The sequence below is a fragment of the Streptomyces sp. NPDC003016 genome (assembly GCF_053591455.1).
In genome coordinates, this window is the sequence record NZ_JBSFTV010000052.1 from 1 (window position 1) to 23,309 (window position 23,309).

Genomic DNA, 23,309 nt, shown 5'->3' on the forward strand with positions numbered 1-23,309 from the left:
TAGGAGTCGACCTGTCAGACAGGGGCCGCCCGCATCCGCCCGCCGGCTCCACCACCCCGAGAGGCTGTCGCAGGGCCGGCGGACAGAACGAGGAGGCCGCGATGGACGTCACAGCCACATATATCCCCGCCGCAGCCCTCCACACCCGAGCGCTCAACGCGGGTGTCCACGGACGTTCACCCCTCTTGCACCACGGACTAGCCGGAGCCAGAGGTATTCGACACGCCCACGCCCCTTGCTCCTTCACCGGCTTTGGCTTCACCGTACTCCCCGCCTGACTCAACGATGGAGGCCCTGCACCGCCTGGCTGCCATGGGCTTGCGGTCCAGCTCACGCCCGCAGCCGCCGTCGCCCAGACGACCGTGATCACCACCGTGCGCAGCATCACCGCCCGTCGACGCCCCAGTGACGCTTCCCCGCCGGCCAGACGAACGCGCCGGGATGCAGCGCTGTCCGGCTCCCGACCGGCCTGCCCGACCACCGAGTCGTCACTCCGTCAGCCTCGGATACCTGCCTGCCGCAACAGCAGGCAGGCCGAGCATCAGGCCCCCTCCATACGGCCGGCCCGGGTTCTTCGCCTGCCCGGGCCGACTCACGAGGTCTTCGTACGCCCCCACCACCGACTCGCCAAAGCGCCACGGCGCCCAGCGCGCCCACATCATCCGGTTGCCGGTGCGGTACCGCGGCGTGCCCGCCGACTCCACGCGGCTCACCGTCCTGCCAGGGCACGCCTGGAGAAGACGGCCGCAGTAGTCGTATCCAGTCGGGTACAGGGCACTCGGGCTGTACCGAAGTGCCACGCACGAGTTGCACGGGAACAGCCGGGAGGACCCGCGGGCGCTCCACGTGCTGGGCCGGCCGGGGGGCGGGGAGCTGCTGGCGGCCAGGGTGATCCGGCGGGCCATGCGGCCGGGGACGACTCACTTCTTGGTGGGCGACGGCTGCAAGGCGGACGTTCGCGTCACAGGGCGCCGTGCTGGCCGCGCTACAGCTCGGCCAAGCGGCTGACGTGCCGTTTCCTCCAGGCCGCTGCGGGCACTGAAGATCCATGCGCGAATACCGCCGACCACTCGCCGACCGCACCGCATCGCTGCTGTTCGAGGGTTACGCCTGGCTCCCGGACCGGATGCGGCGTGCTGCGGGCCCCGTCGTCCGCGCCCGCGTCCTCGGCCGTCATGCGGTGGCTCTGCGGGGACCGGACGCGGTGCGATTCTTCTACGACGAACGCCATGTACGGCGTCACAAGGCCATCCCGGAGCCGGTCCTCAGCACCCTCTTCGGCCACAAAGCGATCCACACACTCGATGGTGAGGCGCACCGTGTCCGCAAGGCGATGTTCCTGTCGCTCCTCACCCCGCCGGCCCGTATCGCCGACTTGGTGGAGGAGGTGACCTCGGCGTGGGACAAGGCGGTGAGGTCATGGAAGGACCGACAGGCCGTGGTGCTCTTCGACGAAGCCGCAAAGGTCCTCACCGCCGGAGTGTGCCGCTGGGCCGGTGTGCCGCTGGAGCCGGCCACGACGCAGACGGTGTCTCGCGATCTGGTGGCGCTGGTCGACGGTTTCGCCACACCGGGGCCGCGCCACTGGCGTGCCCGCAAGGCACGCGGTCGCTGCGAGGCGACGTTGGCCGGCCTGGTGGACGACGTGCGCGCCGGCGCCACCAAGGTTTCCGAGGGTTCGGTCGTGGCTACGGTGGCACAGCACCGTGACGCCGATGGGCGACTCCTCGACGCGCGGACGGCCGCGGTGGAACTGCTCAACATCATCCGCCCCACGGTCGCGGTCAGCTGGTTCGTCGCCTTCGCCGGACACGCCCTGCACCAGTGGCCCGAGAATCGCGAGCGGCTGAAGGCGGGCGACGCGGCGTACACGGCGGCTTTCGTCCACGAGATTCGACGCTTCTACCCCTTCGCTCCGGTCACCGGAGGCCGCGCGGCCGCCGACCTGACCTGGCGGGGCGAGCACATCCCTGCTGGGGGCCTGGTCCTGCTCGACCTGTACGGGCAGAACCACGACCTGGAACTGTGGGGCGACCCCTATGCCTTCCGTCCCCAGCGCTTCCTGGAACGCCCCGTCGAACGTGACGAGCTGATCCCCCAAGGCGGCGGGGACCCGTCCACCGGCCACCGCTGCCCCGGCGAAGCCGTCACGATCGCGCTGCTGGAAGCCCTGAGCATCCGGCTCGCCCGCCTGCAGTACGAGGTGCCCGCCCAGGACCTGACCATCCCCCTGCGACGCATCCCCACCCGGCCACGCAGCGGCTTGCGCATCACCGAAGTACGTCACGCCGATACGTGACGCATCCCGCACACGGGCGCCAGGCGACGCCGGGCGATTTACCGATGCGGATTACCCGCAACGGCCGGCTTACTTCCGGGGGCCGGTTGTCTTCAGGCTGTGGCTGCGCAGTTGGTGGCCTGGCGCCAGGTGGTGAAACGGTGGGTCGTTTCGGTGCGGTAGTCACGGGTTGTGAGCAGGTGGTGTCGAGGGCGGAAGCGGGGTGGGATGCCGCTGAAGGCGGACGGGGATCTCTGCGCGTGCCCTGGTGAGGTGAAGCGCCGTATGGCGCGTTCCCGCCGCCTCGTTGGCTGGTGGCTGTTCTCGGCCCGCTTGTTCAGGTATTTCGAGGACCGGTGCTCGGCCGAGGGCATGACCTCGCGGTGGGCGGCGCCGTAGGAGCGCAGCTTGTCGGTCACGATCACCCGGGGCACGTACTCGTACTCCTTGAGCAGCCGGCGGAAGAACCGCTTGGCCGCCTGCGTGTTCCGCTTGGACTGGACAAGAATGTCGAGGACGTTGCCGTCCTGGTCGACCGCGCGCCAGAGGTACTGGAGCCTCCCGTTGATCTTGAGGAAGACCCGTCCGTGTACCACTTGTCGCCCGGCCGCGGACGCCGGCGCCGCAGCTGGTTGGCGTAGGCCTGGCCGGAACCTGGCGCACCACTGCCGGACCGTCTCGCTCGTACGAGACCGTGACGCCCCGCTCGAACATGAGTTCCTCGACCTCCCGGAACGAGAGGGGGAAACGGTGGTACACCGCACACCGCGAGCACTGACCTCGCCCGGATACCGAAACCCTTGTACGACGGTGGCATTCCATCCACGAACAGACCCTCCCCAAGCCGATCGACCCGAAGACCACCTCACGGAGCCCGACCGCCAAGTCGACGGTGCCCTTCGGTGTTCTTCGGGAGGATCGGCAGGTCGAGTGCCGCGGACAGGTCGCGGGCCCGCATCGGACGACCGGCGTCGGCGAGGGCAGTGAGAATCTGCTGGCAGGCCGGATGGTCCGGCACGTCGGAGCGGGGTGTCTCCTCGACGGGATCAGGTCGGGGAATGAGGTGGCCCCTTGAGCGTGGACACCCTGACAACCGGATTGAAGGATGGTCACGCGGAGGTTCCGGTGAGCCGGGGATTGCCCCAGATGAAGTTTCTGACCTTGCAGTACAGCGGGTCGCCGACCAGGTCGACGCTCTGCAGCGTCAGCCGCTCCCCGCCGGTGATCCACATCGACCTTGACGACGCGGTCGCGGGTCGCGGTCCAGGTACCAGCCAGTTTCCCGTCGACGCGCACACCGAAGGTCCCCACAGCGTCCGGATCGTCGGGGCCCGCGATGATGCCCAGCGTGGCGGTGAACTTGGTGTACTGGCCCTTCAGGGCGTATTCCGTCCCGCCGTCCAGAGCGTCTCCCGACAGCCGGCAGCCACCTGCGAGGCTGTCGGGATAGTCACGTCCGTCCAGGCGGAACGATCCCGGCTCCAGCTGCTCGGAGCCTTCCTCGGCAACCATCGCCGACAACAGCCGGGCGGCGGGCCGCGGGGGCGCGGTGCTGCGGGAGGCGGAAGGTGCTGCGGGTGGCGTCTGCTGGGGTGCGCCGGCAAACGGCCTGGTGGGCCGGACGGTTTTGGGTGCACCGTCTTTGGCCGCGGGGGAGTCGTTGTTCTGCGTGCCCAGCCACACGCCGAACGCCAGGATGATCACAGCGGCGAGGAAGGCACCCAGCACCGCCGCCCCCCGACGGCGCGGGCCGCCTGCGGACTGGGCTGCCGGGGGTTGGTGCGGTCCCCCACCGGCAGCCCCGGCCCCCCTGGCCGGGGCTGCCGGGCAGGTGGTGCGTGCTCTCACCGGCCTGCCCGGAAGGCAGCGCATGCTTATCGGCGTGGGCTTGGCGCAGCGCCTGGAGATAGCGGGCCTGGCAGGCATCCAGCTCTTTGACCGTCGCCTTGCGGCGCCGGACCAGCTGGTCCCTCCTTGTGGCCAGTTCGGTGCTCTGGGCGCGCAGGCGCTGTTCCTCGGTGCGGTTGGCCGACAGGGCGGTTCAGTTCCCCCATGCGGGCGCGGATGTGCGTTTCCTGCTCGCGTACGTGCGCCAGCTCCCCGGTGACGGCCCGCAGCCGCATCTCCAGGTCATACAGGCGCAGCAGCAGCGAGTTCTGGTCACTGCCGCTGGGGGTGCCCAGCAGGCCCAACCTGTGGCGGTAGTCCTGGAGGGTGCCCGCGGTGACGGTGTGCAGGGCCTGCGGAGTCAGATCACTGCGCCGGGCGACTTCCTGCAGGAGTGCTTCGACCACATTGAGCGGAGGCATCGTCCGCCCGGTGGTGTAGCTGCGGATGCTTTCCGCATAGGCCGGATACTGGCGGCCGAACTCACGCGCCCCTATACCGGCCAGGCCGAGCAGGTGCTTGAGGCGCTCGCCGAACTCTTTCCTCAGCCGGGCCTTCTCCTCCAGCCCCAGCCCGCCCGAGGGAGCATCACCCGGCAGAGATCTGTCATCACTTGACACCGTGTGCTCACCCTTACCACCGAACCATGCCCAAGAGGCCGGACCTTGGGAATTGTGGTGCACTCGCGCACAGCCCCGCACCCCCTTCACAGTTACTCCCACGCGCCCCGCCACCGGGGCACCCCGCCTGCCTTCAGGCCGGCGACGGGAGAACCGGGGCCGGCCGTATGCGCCCCTGGAACGACGCACACGGCCGGTTACCTGCGTCAGACGAGAGAAGACCCTTCATGAACGACCACACCAACCCAGACACCGTCACCCTGATCGTCCTGGCCCTGGAAGGCATGCCCGTGGACTTCTCCGGCTGCCCCTACGGTCGGCCGTTCGCCTATCACCGCCTGGACAGCATCGGCGTACGCATCGAACTCGTCGATATCAGCCGACAGGTCGGCTTTCTCAACAGGTGGCATCCGGGCGGAGAGCCGATGCCTGCCATCGACGAGATATCCAGAGGCTAGGGCCGATCCGGCGAATCATGTGACCAGCCGGCGTTGTCTCGTTGGGGGCGGGGCCTTGTCCCTGTCGACCCCTCACGCAGAGGCTGCGCCGACGCAGAACTCGTTACCCTCCGAGTCGGCCATCACAACATGGTGCCCGTAGAACTTCTCCAAGATGGTCCCACCCGCCCGCACCAGGCGTTCGGACTCCGACTTGATCCGCGCCCATCGCTCGTTGGAGCTGCCGTGCCCTGGCGCCCGGACGTCGGTGTGGAGCCGGTTTTTTGCCGTCTTGGGTTCGGGGACCTTGCGGCGAGGCGGTTTCACGAGAGGAAGCAAAAGTCCGGCGCCAGCGCCTGCCCACACCAAGGAGGGTGGCGCCGAATGCCCGAGGACCTTCACTCCAGCCACCCTGACCTGCCGTTTTACGCCCGCGCCCCGGACGTGACCACTACCGCCTCGCCCCTTCATGACGCCAGTGAGGGGCTCATAGAGCCAGAGGAACCCAGGGCCCGATGAGCGAAGAGTAAAAAAGGCGACGGAGCATACATGTGCTCTTTGGCGCCTGCAGCCTACGGCGCCACAGAGGAATCACCGGAAACCTTTCGCTGTGGTGGGGCACGATGCCTCACCCTCGCCCTGCCGGACGGGAACTACCGATGCACGGCAAGGGTGGTGCTGGCCAGCTGCGACGTGGCCGTTTGTGCCCGGCGTCCGCGGAGGGGAATACGGTTCGCTCGGGATCTGTAAGGGGGCGCAGCGCTCAAGGGCGCCTTTCCCCACTGCCTCTCCGCCGCGGGGCCTGTGCGGCGAGGCCCGCCCACCTCGGGAGCACCTCCACCCCTGCCCGTGATCCGGAGGGGTTTTTGCCCGGTTTCTTGGGGAAATCGAAGCGCCGTGGACCATTCACAGGCACCCGTGCTCGACGCGCTGGCCGCGTACCACGCAGAGAACCAGACCCCCTTCACCCCGCCCGGCCACAAGCAGGGGCGCGGGGCTGACCCACGCGTGCGCGCGGTCCTCGGTGACGCCGTGTTCCGCTCCGACGTGCTCGCCACCAGTGGCCTGGACGACCGGACCTCTTCAAAGGGTGTCCTGGCCAAGGCCCAGGAACTCATGGCCGATGCCGTCGGGGCGCAGCACACCTTCTTCTCGACCTGCGGCAGTTCCCTGTCGGTGAAGGCGGCCATGCTGTCCGTGGCCGGGCCGCACGAGAAGCTGCTCATGGGGCGTGACGCCCACAAGTCGGTGGTGTCCGGCCTCGTACTAGCCGGGATCGTGCCGATCTGGGTGGACCCCCAATGGGATGCGGAACGCCACCTCGCCCACCCGCCGTCCGCCGATGCCTTCCGCGCAGCCTTCGCCGAGCACCCCGACGCGCGGGGTGCCCTGGTCACGACACCGACGCCGTACGGCACCTGCTCCGACCTGCCCGCCATCGCCGAGGCATGTCACGAACACGACGTGCCGCTCATCGTCGACGAGGCGTGGGGCGCCCACCTGCCGTTCCACCCGGACCTGCCGACCTGGGCCATGGACGCCGGCGCGGACGTGTGCGTCACCTCCGTCCACAAGATGGGCTCCGGGCTGGAACAGAGCTCGGTCTTCCATCTCCAGGGCGACCTGGTCGAACCCGAGGTTCTTAAAAACCGCGAGGACCTGCTGGGCACCACCAGCCCCTCCGTGCTCGTCTACGCGGCCCTCGACGGCTGGCGCCGTCAGATGGTGGAGCACGGCCACGCGCTCTACGACGACACGCTCGCCCTGGCCAAGACCGTACGGGCACAGATCGCCGAGATCGACGGCATGCACGTCCACGGTCGCGACGACTTCTGCGGGCCCGGTCGCGCGGCCGACCTCGACCCCCTCCAGGTCATCGTCGACATCAGCCGTCTCGGCACCACGGGCTACCGTATCGCCGACTGGATCCGTGAACACCATCAGATCAACCTGCACCTGTCCGACCACCGCCGCACCAGTGCCCAGCTCAGCCACGCGGATGACGCCCGCAGCGCCGACGCCCTGGTCGCCGCACTGAGCGACGTCGCCGACCACGCCGACGGGCTGCGGCCCACACCCCGGGTGGAGGTACCCGACCCGGCCGGGTTGCGCCTGGAGCAGGTGATGTTGCCGCGTGACGCCTTCTTCGGCCGGGTGGAGCAGGTGCCGTGGGAGAAGGCCGTCGGCCGTGTCAGCGCCGAGATGCTCACGCCCTACCCGCCCGGTATCCCGGCCGCGCTTCCCGGCGAGAAGCTCAACTCCGAGATCCTGCACTACCTGCGCAGCGGCGTCGATGCCGGCATGGTCGTACCCGACGCGGCCGACACCGAGGTCAAGACCGTACGTGTGAGTGTCGAGGACTGACGCCCGGCCACCGCCGCCCCGTTGCGACTCCAAGGACCGCCGGGCGTTATACCGGGCCGTCACAACCCTGCGGCAGCCTTCTGCCGGAAGGACGCCCAGGCCCGCTCCGGCACGTCCGTACGCAACAGGACGTCGGCCGCCGTGCACGCCAGTGCCTCGGCCGCGGCCAACATCACTTGCCGCCCGCGCGGTCCGGCGGCCGCCTGCGCGAACTGGGGCGTGTGGTCCGAGGCGTCCGAACCCATAATGGCGACGAACGGGTGGATCGCGGGCACCTTCGTGCTGACGTTGCCGATGTCCGACGACCCCAGGTACACGCCCGCCGCGGGCCCCGACAACCGGATGCCCGCCCGGCCCAGGTGGCGGGCGAAGAGCCCGGACAGCACGTCGTTGTCCCGGAAGTGCTCGTAGCGGCCGCCCACATCGGTCACCTCCGCCCTCGTACGGGTGGCCAGCGCCACGCCCTGTGCGCACGAGCGCAACTCCTCCACCAGCTCCTCCAGCGCCGAGCTCGTCCCCCCGCGCAGCCCGAACAGGCCCTCCGCGTACTCGGGGACGATGTTGGTGGCCCGGCCCCCGTCCGTCACGATGCCCTGGATGTGCGATCCGGCGGGCAGCCGCCTGCCCAGTACGCCGAGCGTGTTGAAGAGTTGGATCAGCGCCCCCAGCGCGTCGATCCCCTCCGTGGGGCTGCCGGTCGGGTGCGCGGCCCGCCCGTGGAACCCCACCCGGACCTGCGCGCTGGCCGTCAGCGGCGCCCACGCCCAGTCGTAGACGCCCGGGTGGAACATCAGCGCTGCGTCCACCCCGTCGAACAGGCCCGCCTCCACCTCCGCGACCTTGCCGCCGCCGCTCTCCTCCGCCGGCGTCCCCACAGCCAGCAGGGTCCCCTCGATCTCACCGAGCGCGGCCCGCACGGCGAGTGCCGCACCGAGACCGGCCGACGCGATCAGGTTGTGGCCGCACGCGTGCCCGAGCAGCGGCAGCGCGTCGTACTCCATCAGCAGGGCCACACAGGGCCCTTCGCCCCTCGCGGCAGCCCGGCCCGTACGCGCGACGAAGGCGGTCGGCAGCCCGGCCGCCCCGCGCTCCACCCCGAAGCCCTCCCGTTCGAACTCGCCCGCAAGCAGGCCGGCCGCCCGGTGCTCCTCGTAGGCCGTCTCCGGTTCGCGGTGCAGCGCGAGGCTCACCTCCCACAGCCGGTCCGCGCGAGCGGCCAGCTCCTGCCTGATGCGGACGTACAGGCAATCCATGGTGCGTGACACGTAAGCCTCCTCGAGCCGGGGCGGTCGCTGCGCATCCACACGTATGCCACCAACTCCGGCGCCTGATGCCTTGAAGTGGCCGCAGATCGCACGCCGCCACGCCCGGCCGCTGCCCCGCCGCCGCTGACCTGCCGTGGGTGAGGCTCAGCGCAGCCCGACCGACCCACACCACGCCGCCAGGGCTACCTCAGGAGCTATTTCCTGGTCAGCTCCAGCACCTCCGCTCGGCTGCGATTGCCGTGGTCGGCGGCGATGAAATGGTCGCCGATCCGCAGTGAGAACGTGATCATGCAGCGGACCTCGACAATGTCCTCATCGGGGCAGAAGGAGGCGGACGTGACGGCCTTCGTGGTACGCCGGTTCGTCGACCGCGGGCTCCTGGCCGACCTGAGCGCGAACCCGGACGGGACGCTGCGCCACCCCGGCCAGGTCGCGGAGGTCTGCCGGCGCGAGGATCTGGCACACCTGGTCGCCGCCGGCACCCCGCTCGGACCGGAGCAGGCCGCCGCCCGGCTCCGGATGCGCCGTGCGGACTTCGACCACATGGTGGTGCGGCTCGGATGGGTCTGCTCTCCGCAGTCGATCGAGGTCCGTTTCGGTACGAGCCGGGCCGGGGCCCTCGACGTCGCGCTCTGCACCACGGCGTCCGTCGACGCGGCCGTCCCCGCCCACCCCGAGGTCGAGACCCAGAGGCCGGCGGCCATTACCCCGAGACCCTCACCTCCTCCAGCAGCGAGAAGGTGACCAACGGCTACGACACCTCGGGCAACATGACGTCGCAGATCGACACCACCAGCGGCTCCGACGGCGCCAGATGGACCTACGACTACAACCCCAAGACCGGCACGATGGACTGCTCCGGCCTCCCCGGCCAGCGTTGCTCGGCCACCGGCCCCCGAGAGCAAGGGGCCGGGGCCGACGGACTCTGTGCAATGTCGCTTTCCATGCCCTGTACGACGACACGGCGAGTACCCGGGTTCCCCCTGCGCGCAGGGGCCGCATGGCGTGCTCCGGCCGCACGTGCCCGCTCTGCTCAGAACTCCCCCGCCCCACTCAGCAAAGACCGCGGCAACGGCTACGGCCTGGTCCCTGAGTACCTGGTCGGCCGGGGATGCGACAAGGACGGCTTTACTCGGCAGTAGCGGGTTCCGGCACACATTCCGTGAAACACCTTGCGGGTCCTACGACGGCCGGAGAAACGAGGCGCACGACCAGCACCGATCGGAGGGTGCACCAGCCCGGTGAAACCACACCCAAGACCACGTCACGAAATGCGTACCAGAACTGAGAACGGGGTTCTGGCTCACTTTCCGTGGAGGGCTGACTGAGTGTGAGAAATCGTTGCCATACCGATCATGGAGTCTGTCGATCGAACGGGAGTCTCGATCGGGTGATCGCGGGCCTTGCCCGGCATGAGAGCAGAGCCTGGCGGTATGCGGGGAAAATCCAGGGGAGCGGACGGCCGCGCGCTGCTACGGTCGGGCGCCATGAGCTGGCTTCCCGATGACTTCGTCCACCCCGTCCTGGTACCGCTGCCGGGCGGTGGTCATCACCTGCGGCCGATCCGGGAGGTGGACACCCCGCTCGACTATCCGGCTGTGATGGGTTCGCGCGAGCGGCTGTGGACCATTTTCGGCCCGGCCTGGGGCTGGCCCGCGGACACCATGACCTACGAGGCCGACCAGGCCGACCTTTTGCGGCACGAGAAGGAGATCGCCGCGCACCAGTCCTTCAACTACGCGCTGTTCGACGCGGCGGAGACAGTTCTGCTCGGCTGTGTCTACATCGACCCGCCGGAGAGGGCCGGCGCGGACGGCGAGATCTCCTGGTGGGTGGTGGACGAGCTGGTGGGCAGCAAGGTCGAGCAGGCCCTCGACGCGCTGGTGCCGCAGTGGATCGCCGCCGACTGGCCGTTCGAGCAGCCGCGCTTCCTCGGCCGTGAGATCTCCTGGTCGGACTGGCTCGCCCTGCCGCAGCATCCCGACACGTAAGTGGTTGTTACCCGTACCGATCTCGAAGGCTGTCGGTCGAACGGGAGTCTCGATCGGGTGACTGCGGCGGTTTCCGCGCGTGGAAGCAGGGCCTCCTGGTAGCTCGGGGGTGCGATCCCATTCCGAGTGGTTCCCGGAGGCCCTGTTGTCTTTGTTGTACGTGCCCGGGCACGTTGACTTCAACTTGCCCGCCGTGTCGTGCGATTGCCTCGCGCATGTGTACGGCAACGCGGCCGACCATCCGGACCGGGTGCGCCGGTATCCGTCGGACATGACGGACGCGGAGTGGGCGGCCGTCCGGCCGTTGCTGCCGGTGCCTGCCTGGTTCCAGGGGCGGGGTGAACGGCCCGAGGGCTACTGTCATCGGCAGTTGTTGGACGCGATCCGCTACCTGGTCGCGGGCGGGATCTCGTGGCGGGCGATGCCCGCGGACTTCCCCGATTGGGGCCGGGTCTACGCCTTCTTCCGCCGCTGGCGCGAGCACGGGCTGATCGCCGAGTTCCACGACCGGCTGCACGGGACGGTCCGTGAGCGCGAGGGCCGCGAGGCCGAGCCCACGGCGGGGATCATCGACGCGCAGTCAGTGAAGGCCGCGGCCTCGGTGCCGGCCGCCTCACGCGGCTACGACGGCGGGAAGAAGGTGCCGGGCCGCAAGCGGCACATTGTGACCGACACCCTCGGCCTGCTCCTGGTCGTCGCGGTCACGGCTGCGAACATCGGCGACCGGGACGCCGCGGCGGGCCTGCTGATGCGGCTGCGCCGTATGCACCGCGACATCACCCTCGTGTGGGCCGACGGCGGCTACACCGGCGGCCTTGTCGGCTGGTGCCGGGACAAGCTCGCTCTGACCCTGGAGATCGTCAAGCGCACCGACGACATGGCAGGGTTCGTGGTGCTGCCGAGGCGGTGGGTGGCAGAGCGCACGTTCGCGTGGCTGATGCATTCACGCCGCCTGGCCCGGGACTACGAGACCCTGCCCGCCACCAGCGAAGCGATGATCCGGTGGTCGATGGTCACGCGGATGAGCCGGCGTCTGGCGCGGCCTCGGGCCACCGACCGGCACTGAATGCCCCCGACGCCTCCAGGAGGAGCCACCCGCGCTCCGCCAGGCGCCGGGCTTTCGACCGCAGCCCCTCGACCTTCGCCGACGTCGCGTCAAGGCCCAGCTCCACCGCGATCTCCTTGGCCCGAAGCGGTCCATGACCCGTGGATCGCTGCTGTTCCAGCACGCCCAGAATGCGCTGATAGTCCGGCGCCAGAACCGTCACCGGCAGCCCTTCCCGCCAGGGCGGCACCGTCGAGCCCGGCACCGGCGCGAGCGACAGCACCGCTTTCTTCTCGGCCTCGGTCCCGGCGGTGGTCTCGGCAGCCGAGGCTGCCAGGGCCTCGACCAGCTCTTCCCGCGCGATCACCCGCCGGTCCAGCTCGATCTCGGCGGCCTCCAACACCTCAGCCAACCGGGCGACTTCCTCCCGTAGTCCTTCCACCCGCACACGGGCCGCTGTCTCCCGCTCCTCCAGCATTCCCAGCACCGACGCCATCGCGCACCCCTCGCTCACGGAGCGGAAACAAGACGCCGGATGCCTCTCTCATTCCGAGCTACACCATGCCTGACCAGCAGAAATCAACGGATCACGTTCGGTTGAGATACGGCTTCTGAAGTCAGTGGCGGAGCTGACCCGGCCGAACATCTGAGCCGAGGCGTACTCGGTCGGCCCCGGCCGTCGGGCATGATCTGCTGGACGGGACGGCGCGGGGGGCGCGCCCTTCCGGAACACCGACTGGGGGGACACGTTATGGAGTGGGGAACGCTGGTCGCCACACTGGGTGGCGGTCTGATCGCGATAGCGGGCACGGTTCTGGCCGACCGCCTGCGCACCCGTCAGGAACACCGCCGCGGCCTTCAGGCGCGCCGCCGGGACGTCTACACGGATTTCATCGCGGCGGCGGGCGCGGCCCACACCGAGCTGCGCCGCCTCGCGCAGAGCGGCGCCGAGGCGACCGGCCTGGAGGAAGCAAGCCGCCTGGCGCTGACGGACGCCCGCATCTACGAGGTGCGCGAGCGCCTCTTCCTCGAGGCCAGCGCCCGGATCGCGGGAACGGGCCAGACCATGTTCGAACGCCTCCGCGCCCTCCGAAGGACGGTCGCCGCGGGCGCCGGTGTCTCGACCCCCGCATTCCACGACATCTACCACCCCTACCTGGACGCCGTCTGGGCCTACCGCGAGGCCGTCCGCAACGAGCTGGAGGGCCACGCCCTCACCCCGACCGACTTCGGCTGGTCCGCATGGGACGGCCGCGAGCGCTGCCCACACTGCGGGCAGCGCGGGACGGACACGGCGCCCGAGCAGCGCTGACCCCGCCCCAGCCACGATCGCCGGGAACAGCAGCTCCTCCAGCCGGAGCACCCTCGCTTCGGACGGTAGGAGCGGCCTCAACCGTCACCCACGGTGCACGCCTCACGGAAAGTGAGCCAGAACCCGAGAACGGACAGCAGATGTTCACCACTTCGGGAGGCGCCACCGTCTGGCACTGTCCGATTGCAGCACGGTCACCGGACAGGTCGGAGATTGGGCATCGGCGCCTTCTGCCGGACGACTAGAAGAGGCGGGCACGGGCGCGGGCGGGCCGGTCAACTGGAGGGCGATCTGCTCCACGTCGCGGGTCGTGAGCGTGTCCTCGCCGGTCCACGCGAGGACCGCCTTGCGAGGCACTCGTACGGCCTGCGGTCGAGCGGGAGCCCGGCTTCGGCCAAGCCGTCGGGGTCGTACAGGACCGTGTGCGTGCTGGTGCGCAGGGCGGGCCTCGCTGCTGGGTGTCCTCACCGCGGTCGGCCCCGTCGTTCTGGTGCTCGGTCCGCCGGCGGGCGGACCCCGTCTGCGCGCCTACCACCCTTACGCGACGGCCCGGGCTGACCTGCTCACCGCCTCGGCCGCCGTACGAAGGCCGCGACGGCGCAACGGGAAACGCTCGGCCTGGCGGGCACGGAGCCTGAAGGTGCCCATGTGCTGGGGAAGCTGTCCGAACTCGATCCCGGCTGACGGCTGACGGCCCCGCCTCGGTCCGGGAGAGCTCCCCTCGCACCCGATGTCACGTCAGGAGCCGTAAGGGACAGGGCGTCAGGGCCGAAATCCCCGGGCCCCGTCACCGGTTTCGTGTGAAGATCTACAGGCCCTCTCGGGCTCCCCCTGCCGCAGTAACGATTCCTCGGAGAGCCCATGCGCCGCGCCCACCTCCTCCCCGCCGCTGTCCTCCTGCTCTGCACCGCCTGTTCCGGCGGTCCGGAGCGTGACGCGAAGGAGAGGGCGAAGAAGGCCGTGGATCACGGGGCGGCCGTGCGCGCCGCGATCGAGAGGACGAGCGCGGACAGCGCCCGCGTGGACGAGAAGATCGAGCTGCAGTCCGCCGACAGCCCCACGGCGTACGTGTTCGCGATCGCCGGCGCCTTCGACCTGGCGCGCGACAGGGGCCGGCTCACAGTAAAGCTCGAGGACAGCGGCATGGACCGCGTCGAGGAGGTCTTCGTCGGCGACACCGTCTATGTGCGGGGCTCGCGGACGGTGGACGAGGGCAAGTGGGCCTCAGCCGTCCGGAGCAAGGCCCTGACCCGCTATTTTCTGCGGGCGCCGCCGAACGACCCCGAGCACCTGCTCCACCAGATGAAGGTGATGCGGCAGGTGACGAACGAGGGCAAGGAGCAGGTGAACAACGCCCCTGCGGTGCACTACCGGGGCACGATCGACCACGCCACCGCGACGCTCCGGACGACGACGGAGACGAAACAGGAACTGGACGACCTGCGCGAGAAGCTGGGCGAGGACATGCCCGTCCACGCGGACGTGTGGGTCGACGGGAAGGGACGCGCCGTCCAGGCCCGGCTGTCCTACTTCGGCGGCATGAAGGCCATGACGACGATGACGCTGTCGGACTTCGGGACGCCGGTGAAGGCCGAGGCGCCGCCGGCCAGGCAGGTCGTTCCCGCGACGGCGGGCGAGGACGTCCTACTGGCCTGAGCGTGGCCGAGCCCGGCACATGGCCCCTGGGCGACAGCCAGTCCGAAGGGGTCGGCGACGGGGACGACACCACCGGCCTGCGCGGCTGGACGGAGCGGCTCGCCGCGCACCCGGGTTCTCACAGCCCGGATCTGCGGTACGCCAACCCGACCGTACGGGGACGGGCCGCCGCACCGACAAGCCTCTTCGCGCGCACGCCCACCAGATACGGGACACCGAGGAGCGGGTCGAGCAGATGCGGAGGGCGGTCATGAACGTCACCCACCGCAAACCGCCTGCCGGACCAGCATTCCGTACGTGCCGGGCCCGATCACCTCGGACAGATGTGCGCGGCCGCCATGCGCGAGGATCGGGTCCGTCACCGCGACGCCGTGCGGACCGAACCCGGCTCGAACGGCCTTCGCGCCGGTGCCGACCTCCGGAGCGGGCGGCAGCTCGTTGCTGCCAGCCGGAGCCTTCTGCCCCGCCGGGGTCAGATTCCAGATCGGGTGCGTGGCCGCGGCCGGCACCCTGCCGCCCATCTCGTGGTGCAGACGATCAAGGCGTGGAGTCACTCGGGCGCGTGCCCGGGCCGGGCCGTCGCGGAGAAGGCGCGGACTCACGTGGCGGAGCGGGAGTGCACGCTGACGGCGTAGCCGCAGCCTTGGTAGGAGGGATCGCCGCTCCAGGTGGCGTAACGCTGCCGCAAGGCCAGTCCGGCCTGGGTACACCAGTGGTCGAACTCCGTAAGGGTCACCGGCGGTTCCGGCAGCGGCAGGTGTGCTGCATCCAGTCCCATGCCCGTGACCAGCAGACCGCCGGAGCGCAGTGCGGCGGCCAGCTGCCGAACCACAACTGATTCGGTGCCGGGGGCCAGCAGGGGGATGACGTTTCCGGCGGCGAGCACCAGGTCGAAGCCCTGATTCAGGCCGAGGGCATCCAGACGGGCCAGGTCACCGAGGAGCCATTCCTGCGTGGGGGCGTCTCGGCGGGCTACGGCGAGCATCGAGGAGTCGATGTCTACGCCGGTGCAGTAGTGGCCCAGCTGCGCGAGTCGGATGGCGATCCGACCGGTGCCGCAGCCGGCGTCGAGTACCCGGGCGGCAGGCTTCAGCAATGCGGCGCAAAAAGCGGCCTCGCCGTGAATGTCGTGACCTGATTCGGCGAGCCGCGCGAAACGCTGAGCGTACTCCTCTCCAGCTCGTCCGCCGGTCAGTTCCGCCCAACGGTCGGGTTGCCCAGTCATGTTCAGAGTGCCTTCCTGTCAGCCTCACCCAGCAGGAGCGAAGAGGGTGCCCTCACAGCCCTCACACTGTTCACGGCCGTGGGTGCGCACCTCGCGGGATGCTACGAAGGTACGGCAGGGGGAGGCAATGAGGCCCATAGGGCAGTATCTGGCAGCCCGCGGCGCAAGGGCGGCCCGGGCGAGGACCCCGGGCGCGCAAAGACCCGGGCCGCGCAGCTGGCGGCGATCGACAAGGACTGGAACTGCCCGGGCCACTGGACCGGCAGCGGCACCACCACGTCCTCGCCGACCTGGGCGACACCGACGGCCACCTGCCCGACATCGCACCCGGGGTGCTGTCCGAGGGGGACGACCTGGGCAAGTGGCTTCAGCGGCAGAAGAATCCGGGCACCTGGGCGCAGCTGTCGACCGAGCGGCAGGAACGGCTGACCCGACTGGGCGTCAAGCCGCTTGAGGCAGCGTCTCCCGCCCCGGCAGTCGTGGACTCCAGCGGCATCGACGTCCTCGTCGCCGCGAACAACACCGCCCGGTCCGCGGCGGATGGCTGCGTCCGGCCCACACCCCCACACCGGTGCTCGACCTGCTGCGCACCGTCGGCCTCGACACCGTCCTCCCCCTGTACCCCGCCCTCGAGGACGCCCTCGCGCCCCGACCCCGCTGCCTGACTCCTGGTAGGGCATTGTCAGGTGTCTTGTCGGGTCGGAGGAGCTGCGGGACTGCTGACCGGCCCGCCGCGGGTCTGTCGGTATCCTGCTCGCCGACGATCAAGAAAACGCGGTGCGCCCCACACGGACCGCTCTGTCGGAGAGGGACCAGGTCCGTGGACGGAACACCGCAGTCGATAGCCGTCGATCCCGCGTCGGGAATGCTCATGATCCCGGCCGGGAAGGCGAAGTTCGCCCTGGGGGTCGGCCTGTGGGACGACACACTCGAGCCCTTCAACGCCTTCGTCCAGCGCGAACTCTCGGATGCCGGACGGCAGAAGCGGAAAGGGAGCCCGACGCCTGCGCCGGGCTCCCTTGAGGGTGAGCGGCGGCTGCACGTCACGGTGCAGCTCGTCCCCCGCCCCGACAACGACTACAACCCCCACGCCATCAGTGTGGCCGCGCCTCCCGCGCACGGCGGCACGTACATCGACCGGCACCTCGGCTACATGTACGACCGCAATCTGGTGTCCCTGGGCGCAGCCCTGCGCAGCCTGGCGACCCTCACGGACCGGCCGCTCGGATGCCACGCCTTCGTCGGTCTCACGCCGTGTCACCGCGACGAATGCGACGCGGACGCCCCCGAAGACGCCGCCCGCCGTGTGCGGGCCGCCGACGGCACCGAGTATTGGATCGCCGGTCCCCGGCTGATGCTGCCCTGGTGGGAGGACCTTCAGCGGATGGCTGTCAGCTGCGCCCGCACCGTCCGTCCGGAGCGGATTCTCGGGTTCATCGGTCACTGGACGTCCTGGGAGCCCGGGGCCCGTGAGGCACTCGCGGAGCGGACCCGGGACAAAGAGTTCACCGTCACCCTGCGCGCCGAGCGGCAGGTCGTCCGGGTCTGTTACGAGGGTCTGTGCCTCAGCACTCTGAGAACAGGCTTCGGAGGGTACTTCGACCGCACCATCCAGCGGGTCGAGGAACTCGGCGGGACGGCCACGGCGCAGGCGGAGGAGCACCAGGGTGCGCTGAGACTGCTCGTCGAGGACAACACCCCGCTCACCACCGGCTAGGAAACCCCTCCGAGAAATCCCGCCGCCGCCCCCACGAACCCCCCAGCACCGTCCCGCGCACCGGCACCCTCGGTCAAGGGCGCGGACTGGCGGGCTCCCACAGCGCGCGGGCGAACCCGAGTCCTGTCGCAGTGGAAGCACCGGCCGCCCCCTGGTGTGCTGCGGGCGCCGATGGTGCCGGCGGCGTTCTGGAAGAGCCGGGTGAGGCCGGCGGTGTGGTCTGCGGGGAGCGGGAGCTCCTGGCGTTTGCCGAGCGTGACTTTCAGTGCGCCGTCAGGGCCGGTGAGGCGGATGTCCCAGGAGAGGCTGTGGGTCAGCGTGCGGAGCGTCTCGCAGGTCTGCCGGCGCGAGGACCTGGCGGGCCTGGTCACCGCCGGCACCCCGCTCGGACCGGAGCAAACCGCTGCCCGGATCCGGGTACACCGTGCGGACTGGGATCACATGGTGCGGCGCGGCCGGTGCCGCCCCGCCCCTACAGCGTCTGCAGGGGCGGGGCGGCACCGGAGGATGGATGTTGCCCTACGGGGGCTGGTCCGGTAATCCCCGCAGGGTCGGTTCAGCAGGGAAGTGTGGACTTTCCGGCGGCGCCGGTAGCGCCGGTGGTGCCGTCCGCGTTGAACGTGGCGGCCGTGCCGTTGCCGCCGGGCTTGCCGGGACACACCGGGCTCGCGGCGCCACCCGCGCCGCCTGTGCCGCCCTTGTGGCCGCCGCCCACCGTGGACGCTCCGCCGTTGCCGCCCTTGCCGCCGGCGATCCCGGTACCCGCGTCGCCGACGCCGCCCACACCACCCTTGCCGCCCTTGCCGCCGAGGGTGGCGCCACCGCCCAGGCCCCCGTTGCCGCCGTTGCCGTTGGCACCCCCGGCGCCACCCGCACCACCCGCGCCGCCCACACTGGCGCTGCCACTCGCGTCGCCGCCGGCGCCACCGGTGCCTCCGTTTCCGTTCGCGCCGGCAGCGCCGCCGGTCCCGCCGAGGCCACCGATCCCGCCACTGGTGCCTGTGCCGTTGGCTCCGTTGGCCCCGGCAAGGCCCAAAAGGCTGAAGCCGCTGAGGGTGCGGGCGTTGCCCGTCTCAGCGAGGGCCGTCGCGGAAGCGAGGGTGGGAGCAGCGGTGAGACCGGCCACGGCGATCGCGGCAACCAGAAGGGTCCGGGGAAGAGCAGTCGTGCGCATGAAGCGCATGAGGAAACCTCTCGAAGTGCGCGGCCGCAGATGCTCCACGGCCGACACCCTCAACCTACGCACGAACACACCACCACATATTTCACATCATGATCCAATGGCTCTAAGCAGACCTTACGGTTGAAATTTGGCTTTAACGCACTGGTGCTGTGCCTCCACAAGCCTTTCTCGCCAGCCTGACGGGCCCTGACCGCGCTTCAAGACGGCCCGGGCCGGCTTCGGCGGCGGAACAGGCCGCCGGCCTTCGGTACCTCGCTGTGCACCTCGCTGTGCACCTCGCTGTGCACCTCGCTGTGCACCTCGCTGTGCACCTCGCTGTGCATGATGGTCTCCGGCCAGCGCCGGTCGGTGAACTTCCGCCCACACCGTTTGCACACCGGCCGCCGTGCCTCCCGCTCAGCTGTCCGGCGCTGCTCCTCTTCCGCTTCGGCGCGGGCGGCCTGGCGGTGGAACAGGGCGTCGCCGTCGGGGTTGTCGAGCGCGGCCGTCAGCGTCTGCGCGCCCCCGCGTCCCAGGCGTCGCCACACCGCCGCGCCCGCCCCGTGCTCCTGAAGCCGCTCCAGGGTGGTGACGAGGACGGGCACGGCCTGGCCGTAGTCGAGGGCCGTGATGCTGTCCCGGCAGTACGTCTCGTACCGGCGCGGCGCCCACTAGCGGCGGCCGGCCCCCTCCAGCACCTTGACGGTGTTGTCGGCCTTGGTCTCCGTGGAGTCCGCGAACACGAACGCGAGCGGTGGCAGACCATCCCGGCCGGTCGGCGGGTAGACCCGGCGCCACAGCCGCTCCTCATGGTCGATGCTCGCAATCGCATCCGGCCGGGAGCGGACCCGCTCCGCGGTGTATTTGTCCGCGTCCGGCGGCAGCAGCAGCCGGCCCCACTTCCCGTACCGCGCAACCTGTGCACCAGGTCGTGGGCGTCCTCGGAGCAGCGGCCGATCTCCAGCAGCACCGGCACCTTCGAGGCCGCCCCCCCATCACCAGGTCCGCCCTCTGCACGTACCGCCTGCGAGCCGGTGCCCGGCCTCGGTCTGGAAGGCAAGCAGGTGCCCGATCCCGGCACGGTGGAGTCCGGCGGCCGTGGAGGTGACCGCCGCGGCATGATCGTCGCAGTCACCTACGAGCAGTTCCCGGTGACCGGGTCGTACTTCTCCTTGCGCAGCACCGAGACCCGTACGTTCTTCGGTTCCAGCAGCTTCTTCGCCTCGCGGTGCCCTCGGGCGGTGAGTACCCACACCTGTCGCTGGTCGTCCTGAACCGATTCGATCCTCACCAGACAGGGGTCCTTAAGATCCGGGAGGTTGTCCCGCGTGAGCTTGTCGTGCCGGTTGTCCGGGCGGGTCAGCTTCCACAACTGATCGGGCGTCACCCCCTGAAAGATCCCCGGCGCTTGCGGCAACTCCCCCTTCGCGGCCCTGTCACGTGGTATCTGCCGCACACGAACAGGTTTGATCGCGACAGCACCGGGCGCCGGCTGGTGGAACGGCCGCTGGTGCGACCTGCGAGACTGGGCCGGGATTGGTTGCGGTCCCGCTCCGGAGTACCGGAGCTCGATTTGATATGTCGTATGGGGTGGGGAATGCCGAAACACCGGTTGTCCAGGAAGAACCGTTACATCGCCTTGGCGGCGACGGGTGTCGTCGTCGTGGCCGGTGCCGGGGTCGCGGCGCAGACCTCGGTGGCCGCCCCGGCGTGGCCGGCGCAGAAGACCTACACGGGCCGGGCGTTCGACGCCTGCACGGCGCCCTCGCTCACCGCGATGAAGGCATGGAAGAGGAACGCCTACTACGGCGGCGTCGCGGTCTACGTCGGCGGCAAGAACCGCGGCTGCGCCCAGCCCAACCTGACCAAGTCCTGGGTGAAGTCGGTCCACACGCTCGGCTGGCGGGTCATCCCCCTGTATGTCGGCGCCCAGCCGCCCTGCCAGAAGAGCAGGAACAAGGAGAGGTTCACCGCGGCCACCGCGGCCTCGGTCGGAGTGAGCAACGCCAACGACGCGATCGTCAAGGCCTCGGCGCTCGGCATGAAGGCCGGCAGCCCCATCTACCTCAACATGGAGTCGTACGACATCGCCGACAAGGCGTGCAACGACGCCACCCTTACCTACGTGCGGTCTTTCACCAAGACCCTGCGCGCCAAGACCTACCGCGCCGGCCTCTACGGCTTCAGCAGCTCCAGCGCCAAGGCGATCGCCACCGCCAAGGACCGCACGGACCTGCCAGGCAACCTCTGGTACGCCCTGTGGAACGGCCAGGAGACCACCACCAAGGACTGGCCGTGGAACCCGAAGCTGTACACCGACCACAGCCGCGGCCACCAGTACAAGGCCAACAGCAAGGAGACCCGCGGCGGTCACACCATCACCGTCGACCGCAACGCCTGGGACGCCCCGGTCGCCATCATCGGCTGACCGGTCGGCACGACGGCCTGATCGGAGGCTGAAACGGGGGCTGTCAAGGGGACATGTGCCAGGTAGCGAACCTGGTCAAGGGGGCGAGTGCGGCCGGCGTGGACGCTGTGAAGACCCTACGGATCGGCAGCTCCTCGTCCAGAGCCGGTGCGTCCACGGGCTTCACACTGAACGGGGAGGTCTGCGCCTGACCGAGGACGCTCCACCGCTGCCCCACGCGGGTGGGGCAGCGGTATCACGGCGTCCTCAGAGAGGTGAGACGTCGAGGCCGGGCAGGTCGGCCGGTGCCGGGCAGATCCTGCGGCCGTAGTGATCGAAGACGTACAGATGCGCGAGGTCGACGAGGAGCGGAACCTGCGTGCCGCTCCGCAGCCGCATGTCCGGACCGGTGCGGACGACCAGGTCGCTCGCCCCGAGCATGGGGCGTTCCGAGTCGTGCGCGATGCCTCCGGGCGGCGGCGCGGGGTCCGGCTCGTCGATCACCACGACCGGTCCCGCGACTTGCTGTGCAGCCCGCTCCCTCAGCCGGGACAGCAGGCCCGGCGCCGGAGCGCCCCGGCGGCGGCGTACGGCAGGTTGCGGCCGCGACGACTCCAGATCCGGTACGACGGCGGGCTGTGAGCCGGTGTTGAGGTGCACGAGTGCCTCGTGCCCCTGGTACTCCACGTGCTCGACCAGACCGCTGATCGCGACCTCACCGGGGCGGGCCTCACTTGGCGTGGCGATCCGTACGGCCTCCGAGCGCAGCCCGACGACGATCCGTCTGCCCTGCTGGATGCGGAGCAACTGGTGGTCGGGGGTGAGGGGCTCGGGAAGGCGCAGCCGCTGCGCGCCGAGAGCGATCGACATCGCGCCCTCCAGCGGCGCGTGCACGACGGCCTGGAGCAGGTTGATGCGCGGGGTTCCGATGAACGCGGCGACGAAGATGTTCTCCGGCAGTCCGTAGGCGTCCCGGGGCGGGCCGAGCTGCTGGAGCACTCCGCCGCGCATGACCGCGACCCGGTCGCCGAGTGACATCGCCTCGGACTGATCGTGCGTGACGTACACGGTTGTTACGCCCATTTCGCGGGTGAGATGCGCGATCTCGGAGCGCAGACGGCTGCGCAGTTCGGCGTCGAGATTGGACAGCGGCTCGTCCATCAGGAAGACGGAGGGCCGCCGGGAGACGGCCCGTCCCATGGCGACGCGCTGCCGTTCACCGCCGGAGAGCTGCCCGGGGTAGCGGTCGAGGAGGTCCTCGATGCCGAGCATCCGGGCGGTGGCCTCGACGCGTGGCCCGGAGTCCTCTCCGGGGGCCTCGAAACGCAGGGGGAAGCCGATGTTGTCGCGGCTGGTCATGTTCGGATAAAGGGCGAAGTTCTGGAAGACCATGGCCATGCCGCGCTGTCCCGGCGGCAGGTGATTGGCGTACTCGCCGTCGAGGTACAGATCGCCTGCGGTGATCTCCTCAAGTCCGGCGATCATGCGAAGGACAGTTGATTTGCCGCACCCGGAAGGGCCGAGCAGCACGAGGAACTCACCGGGAGCGATGTCGAGGGAGACGCGGTCGACGGCGCGAACGGCCCGGTCGTACGTCTTGGAAACGCTGTGCAGGGAGATTGAGCCAGACATGAGGTTCCGCCCAGGGCAAATCAGCTCGATGGCTGCGGCCAGAAGTGACAACTGGGCACGCAACGTAGCCTGTTACTGATGGGTCGGGAATGGCCTGGACCGAAACACTCATGACGTCGAGCACACGATCCGTCGCGTGGCTGTAGGTGAAGACGACAGTCCTCGCCCGTCGTCTTGACGCGGTATCTGCAACCTCGGATATTGGGAGCGCTCCCAAAGCTACTCCCATCGCACGCGCAACTCCCCCTGTCTCAGGCCCCGCGCACCTCCCTACTCGCCGCTGGAGGACCCGGCGTGTCGCATCACCAGCC

22 protein-coding genes and 1 pseudogene are annotated in these 23,309 nt (G+C 69.9%); 11 read left to right on the forward strand and 12 right to left on the reverse strand.

Features of this window, described 5'->3' with window-relative positions:
• Window positions 1–1,048: 1,048 nt before the first annotated feature.
• Window positions 1,049–2,299 carry a cytochrome P450 gene (locus ACWDZ4_RS31155; RefSeq protein ID WP_451511737.1) on the forward strand — a complete coding sequence of 417 codons (1,251 nt, stop codon included), beginning with the start codon at window positions 1,049–1,051 and terminating at the stop codon, window positions 2,297–2,299.
• Between the two features lie 92 nt (window positions 2,300–2,391).
• On the opposite strand, the gene ACWDZ4_RS31160 is transcribed toward ACWDZ4_RS31155, so the two are convergent.
• From ACWDZ4_RS31160 to ACWDZ4_RS31170, 3 genes are all read right to left on the reverse strand, one after another.
• Window positions 2,392–3,147: an IS6 family transposase gene (locus ACWDZ4_RS31160; protein ID WP_451511738.1), complete on the reverse strand. Its 756-nt coding sequence runs from the start codon at window positions 3,145–3,147 to the stop codon at window positions 2,392–2,394.
• 240 nt (window positions 3,148–3,387) lie between these two features.
• Complete coding sequence (locus ACWDZ4_RS31165) at window positions 3,388–3,510, reverse strand: hypothetical protein (protein ID WP_451511739.1); 123 nt, start codon at window positions 3,508–3,510, stop codon at window positions 3,388–3,390.
• Between the two features lie 642 nt (window positions 3,511–4,152).
• Entirely contained in the window at window positions 4,153–4,785 is a 633-nt protein-coding gene (locus tag ACWDZ4_RS31170) for a hypothetical protein (RefSeq protein ID WP_451511740.1), read from the reverse strand.
• Between the two features lie 227 nt (window positions 4,786–5,012).
• Here ACWDZ4_RS31170 and ACWDZ4_RS31175 point away from each other — a divergent pair, with 227 nt between their 5' ends.
• Window positions 5,013–5,243 carry a hypothetical protein gene (locus tag ACWDZ4_RS31175; RefSeq protein WP_451511741.1) on the forward strand — a complete coding sequence of 77 codons (231 nt, stop codon included), beginning with the start codon at window positions 5,013–5,015 and terminating at the stop codon, window positions 5,241–5,243.
• Window positions 5,244–5,315: 72 nt separating this feature from the next.
• On the opposite strand, the pseudogene ACWDZ4_RS31180 reads toward ACWDZ4_RS31175, so the two are convergent.
• Window positions 5,316–5,531, reverse strand: a pseudogene (locus tag ACWDZ4_RS31180) (VOC family protein); the annotation flags it as partial.
• Between the two features lie 588 nt (window positions 5,532–6,119).
• Here ACWDZ4_RS31180 and ACWDZ4_RS31185 point away from each other — a divergent pair.
• Window positions 6,120–7,586: an aminotransferase class I/II-fold pyridoxal phosphate-dependent enzyme gene (locus ACWDZ4_RS31185; protein WP_451511742.1), complete on the forward strand. Its 1,467-nt coding sequence runs from the start codon at window positions 6,120–6,122 to the stop codon at window positions 7,584–7,586.
• 59 nt (window positions 7,587–7,645) lie between these two features.
• On the opposite strand, the gene ACWDZ4_RS31190 is transcribed toward ACWDZ4_RS31185, so the two are convergent.
• Window positions 7,646–8,839 carry an amidohydrolase gene (locus ACWDZ4_RS31190; protein ID WP_451511772.1) on the reverse strand — a complete coding sequence of 398 codons (1,194 nt, stop codon included), beginning with the start codon at window positions 8,837–8,839 and terminating at the stop codon, window positions 7,646–7,648.
• Window positions 8,840–9,187: 348 nt separating this feature from the next.
• Here ACWDZ4_RS31190 and ACWDZ4_RS31195 point away from each other — a divergent pair, with 348 nt between their 5' ends.
• From ACWDZ4_RS31195 to ACWDZ4_RS31205, 3 genes are all read left to right on the forward strand, one after another.
• Window positions 9,188–9,595: a hypothetical protein gene (locus ACWDZ4_RS31195; protein ID WP_451511743.1), complete on the forward strand. Its 408-nt coding sequence runs from the start codon at window positions 9,188–9,190 to the stop codon at window positions 9,593–9,595.
• A gap of 743 nt (window positions 9,596–10,338) precedes the next feature.
• A complete protein-coding gene (locus ACWDZ4_RS31200) occupies window positions 10,339–10,842 on the forward strand; it encodes a GNAT family N-acetyltransferase (RefSeq protein WP_283461651.1) in 504 nt (167 codons plus the stop codon).
• A 271-nt stretch (window positions 10,843–11,113) separates the two neighbouring features.
• A complete protein-coding gene (locus tag ACWDZ4_RS31205) occupies window positions 11,114–11,908 on the forward strand; it encodes an IS5 family transposase (protein ID WP_451511773.1) in 795 nt (264 codons plus the stop codon).
• Here ACWDZ4_RS31205 and ACWDZ4_RS31210 read toward each other — a convergent pair.
• Window positions 11,856–12,383, reverse strand: coding sequence for a hypothetical protein (locus ACWDZ4_RS31210; protein ID WP_451511744.1), 528 nt, complete (start codon window positions 12,381–12,383; stop codon window positions 11,856–11,858). The two genes, ACWDZ4_RS31205 and ACWDZ4_RS31210, sit on opposite strands and share 53 nt — an antisense overlap.
• Before the next feature lie 255 nt (window positions 12,384–12,638).
• Here ACWDZ4_RS31210 and ACWDZ4_RS31215 point away from each other — a divergent pair, with 255 nt between their 5' ends.
• A complete protein-coding gene (locus tag ACWDZ4_RS31215; protein ID WP_451511745.1) occupies window positions 12,639–13,199 on the forward strand; it encodes a CchlQ in 561 nt (186 codons plus the stop codon).
• 861 nt (window positions 13,200–14,060) lie between these two features.
• Window positions 14,061–14,855 carry a hypothetical protein gene (locus ACWDZ4_RS31220; RefSeq protein WP_451511746.1) on the forward strand — a complete coding sequence of 265 codons (795 nt, stop codon included), beginning with the start codon at window positions 14,061–14,063 and terminating at the stop codon, window positions 14,853–14,855.
• A 257-nt stretch (window positions 14,856–15,112) separates the two neighbouring features.
• Here ACWDZ4_RS31220 and ACWDZ4_RS31225 read toward each other — a convergent pair whose 3' ends face one another.
• Window positions 15,113–15,376 (reverse strand): hypothetical protein, encoded by a 264-nt coding sequence (locus ACWDZ4_RS31225; protein WP_451511747.1) that lies wholly within the window; start codon window positions 15,374–15,376, stop codon window positions 15,113–15,115.
• Window positions 15,377–15,453: 77 nt separating this feature from the next.
• On the reverse strand, window positions 15,454–16,080 hold the full coding sequence (locus ACWDZ4_RS31230) for a class I SAM-dependent methyltransferase (RefSeq protein WP_451511748.1): 627 nt from the start codon (window positions 16,078–16,080) through the stop codon (window positions 15,454–15,456).
• A 332-nt stretch (window positions 16,081–16,412) separates the two neighbouring features.
• On the opposite strand from ACWDZ4_RS31230, the gene ACWDZ4_RS31235 reads away from it, so the two are divergent.
• Complete coding sequence (locus tag ACWDZ4_RS31235) at window positions 16,413–16,745, forward strand: helicase associated domain-containing protein (protein ID WP_451511749.1); 333 nt, start codon at window positions 16,413–16,415, stop codon at window positions 16,743–16,745.
• A gap of 155 nt (window positions 16,746–16,900) precedes the next feature.
• Entirely contained in the window at window positions 16,901–17,797 is an 897-nt protein-coding gene (locus ACWDZ4_RS31240; protein ID WP_451511750.1) for a hypothetical protein, read from the forward strand.
• A 556-nt stretch (window positions 17,798–18,353) separates the two neighbouring features.
• Here ACWDZ4_RS31240 and ACWDZ4_RS31245 read toward each other — a convergent pair.
• The 3 genes from ACWDZ4_RS31245 to ACWDZ4_RS31255 form a co-directional block, all read right to left on the reverse strand.
• Window positions 18,354–18,971 (reverse strand): hypothetical protein, encoded by a 618-nt coding sequence (locus ACWDZ4_RS31245; protein WP_451511751.1) that lies wholly within the window; start codon window positions 18,969–18,971, stop codon window positions 18,354–18,356.
• 206 nt (window positions 18,972–19,177) lie between these two features.
• Window positions 19,178–19,564: a hypothetical protein gene (locus ACWDZ4_RS31250; protein ID WP_451511752.1), complete on the reverse strand. Its 387-nt coding sequence runs from the start codon at window positions 19,562–19,564 to the stop codon at window positions 19,178–19,180.
• Between the two features lie 530 nt (window positions 19,565–20,094).
• Complete coding sequence (locus ACWDZ4_RS31255) at window positions 20,095–20,346, reverse strand: hypothetical protein (RefSeq protein ID WP_451511753.1); 252 nt, start codon at window positions 20,344–20,346, stop codon at window positions 20,095–20,097.
• Window positions 20,347–20,556: 210 nt separating this feature from the next.
• Between ACWDZ4_RS31255 and ACWDZ4_RS31260 the strand changes: the two genes are divergently transcribed.
• The gene (locus ACWDZ4_RS31260; RefSeq protein WP_451511754.1) at window positions 20,557–21,387 is read left to right on the forward strand and encodes a glycoside hydrolase domain-containing protein; all 831 of its coding nucleotides are present in this window, start codon (window positions 20,557–20,559) and stop codon (window positions 21,385–21,387) included.
• A 246-nt stretch (window positions 21,388–21,633) separates the two neighbouring features.
• Here ACWDZ4_RS31260 and ACWDZ4_RS31265 read toward each other — a convergent pair whose 3' ends face one another.
• On the reverse strand, window positions 21,634–22,998 hold the full coding sequence (locus ACWDZ4_RS31265; RefSeq protein WP_451511755.1) for an ABC transporter ATP-binding protein: 1,365 nt from the start codon (window positions 22,996–22,998) through the stop codon (window positions 21,634–21,636).
• Window positions 22,999–23,309: the final 311 nt, after the last annotated feature.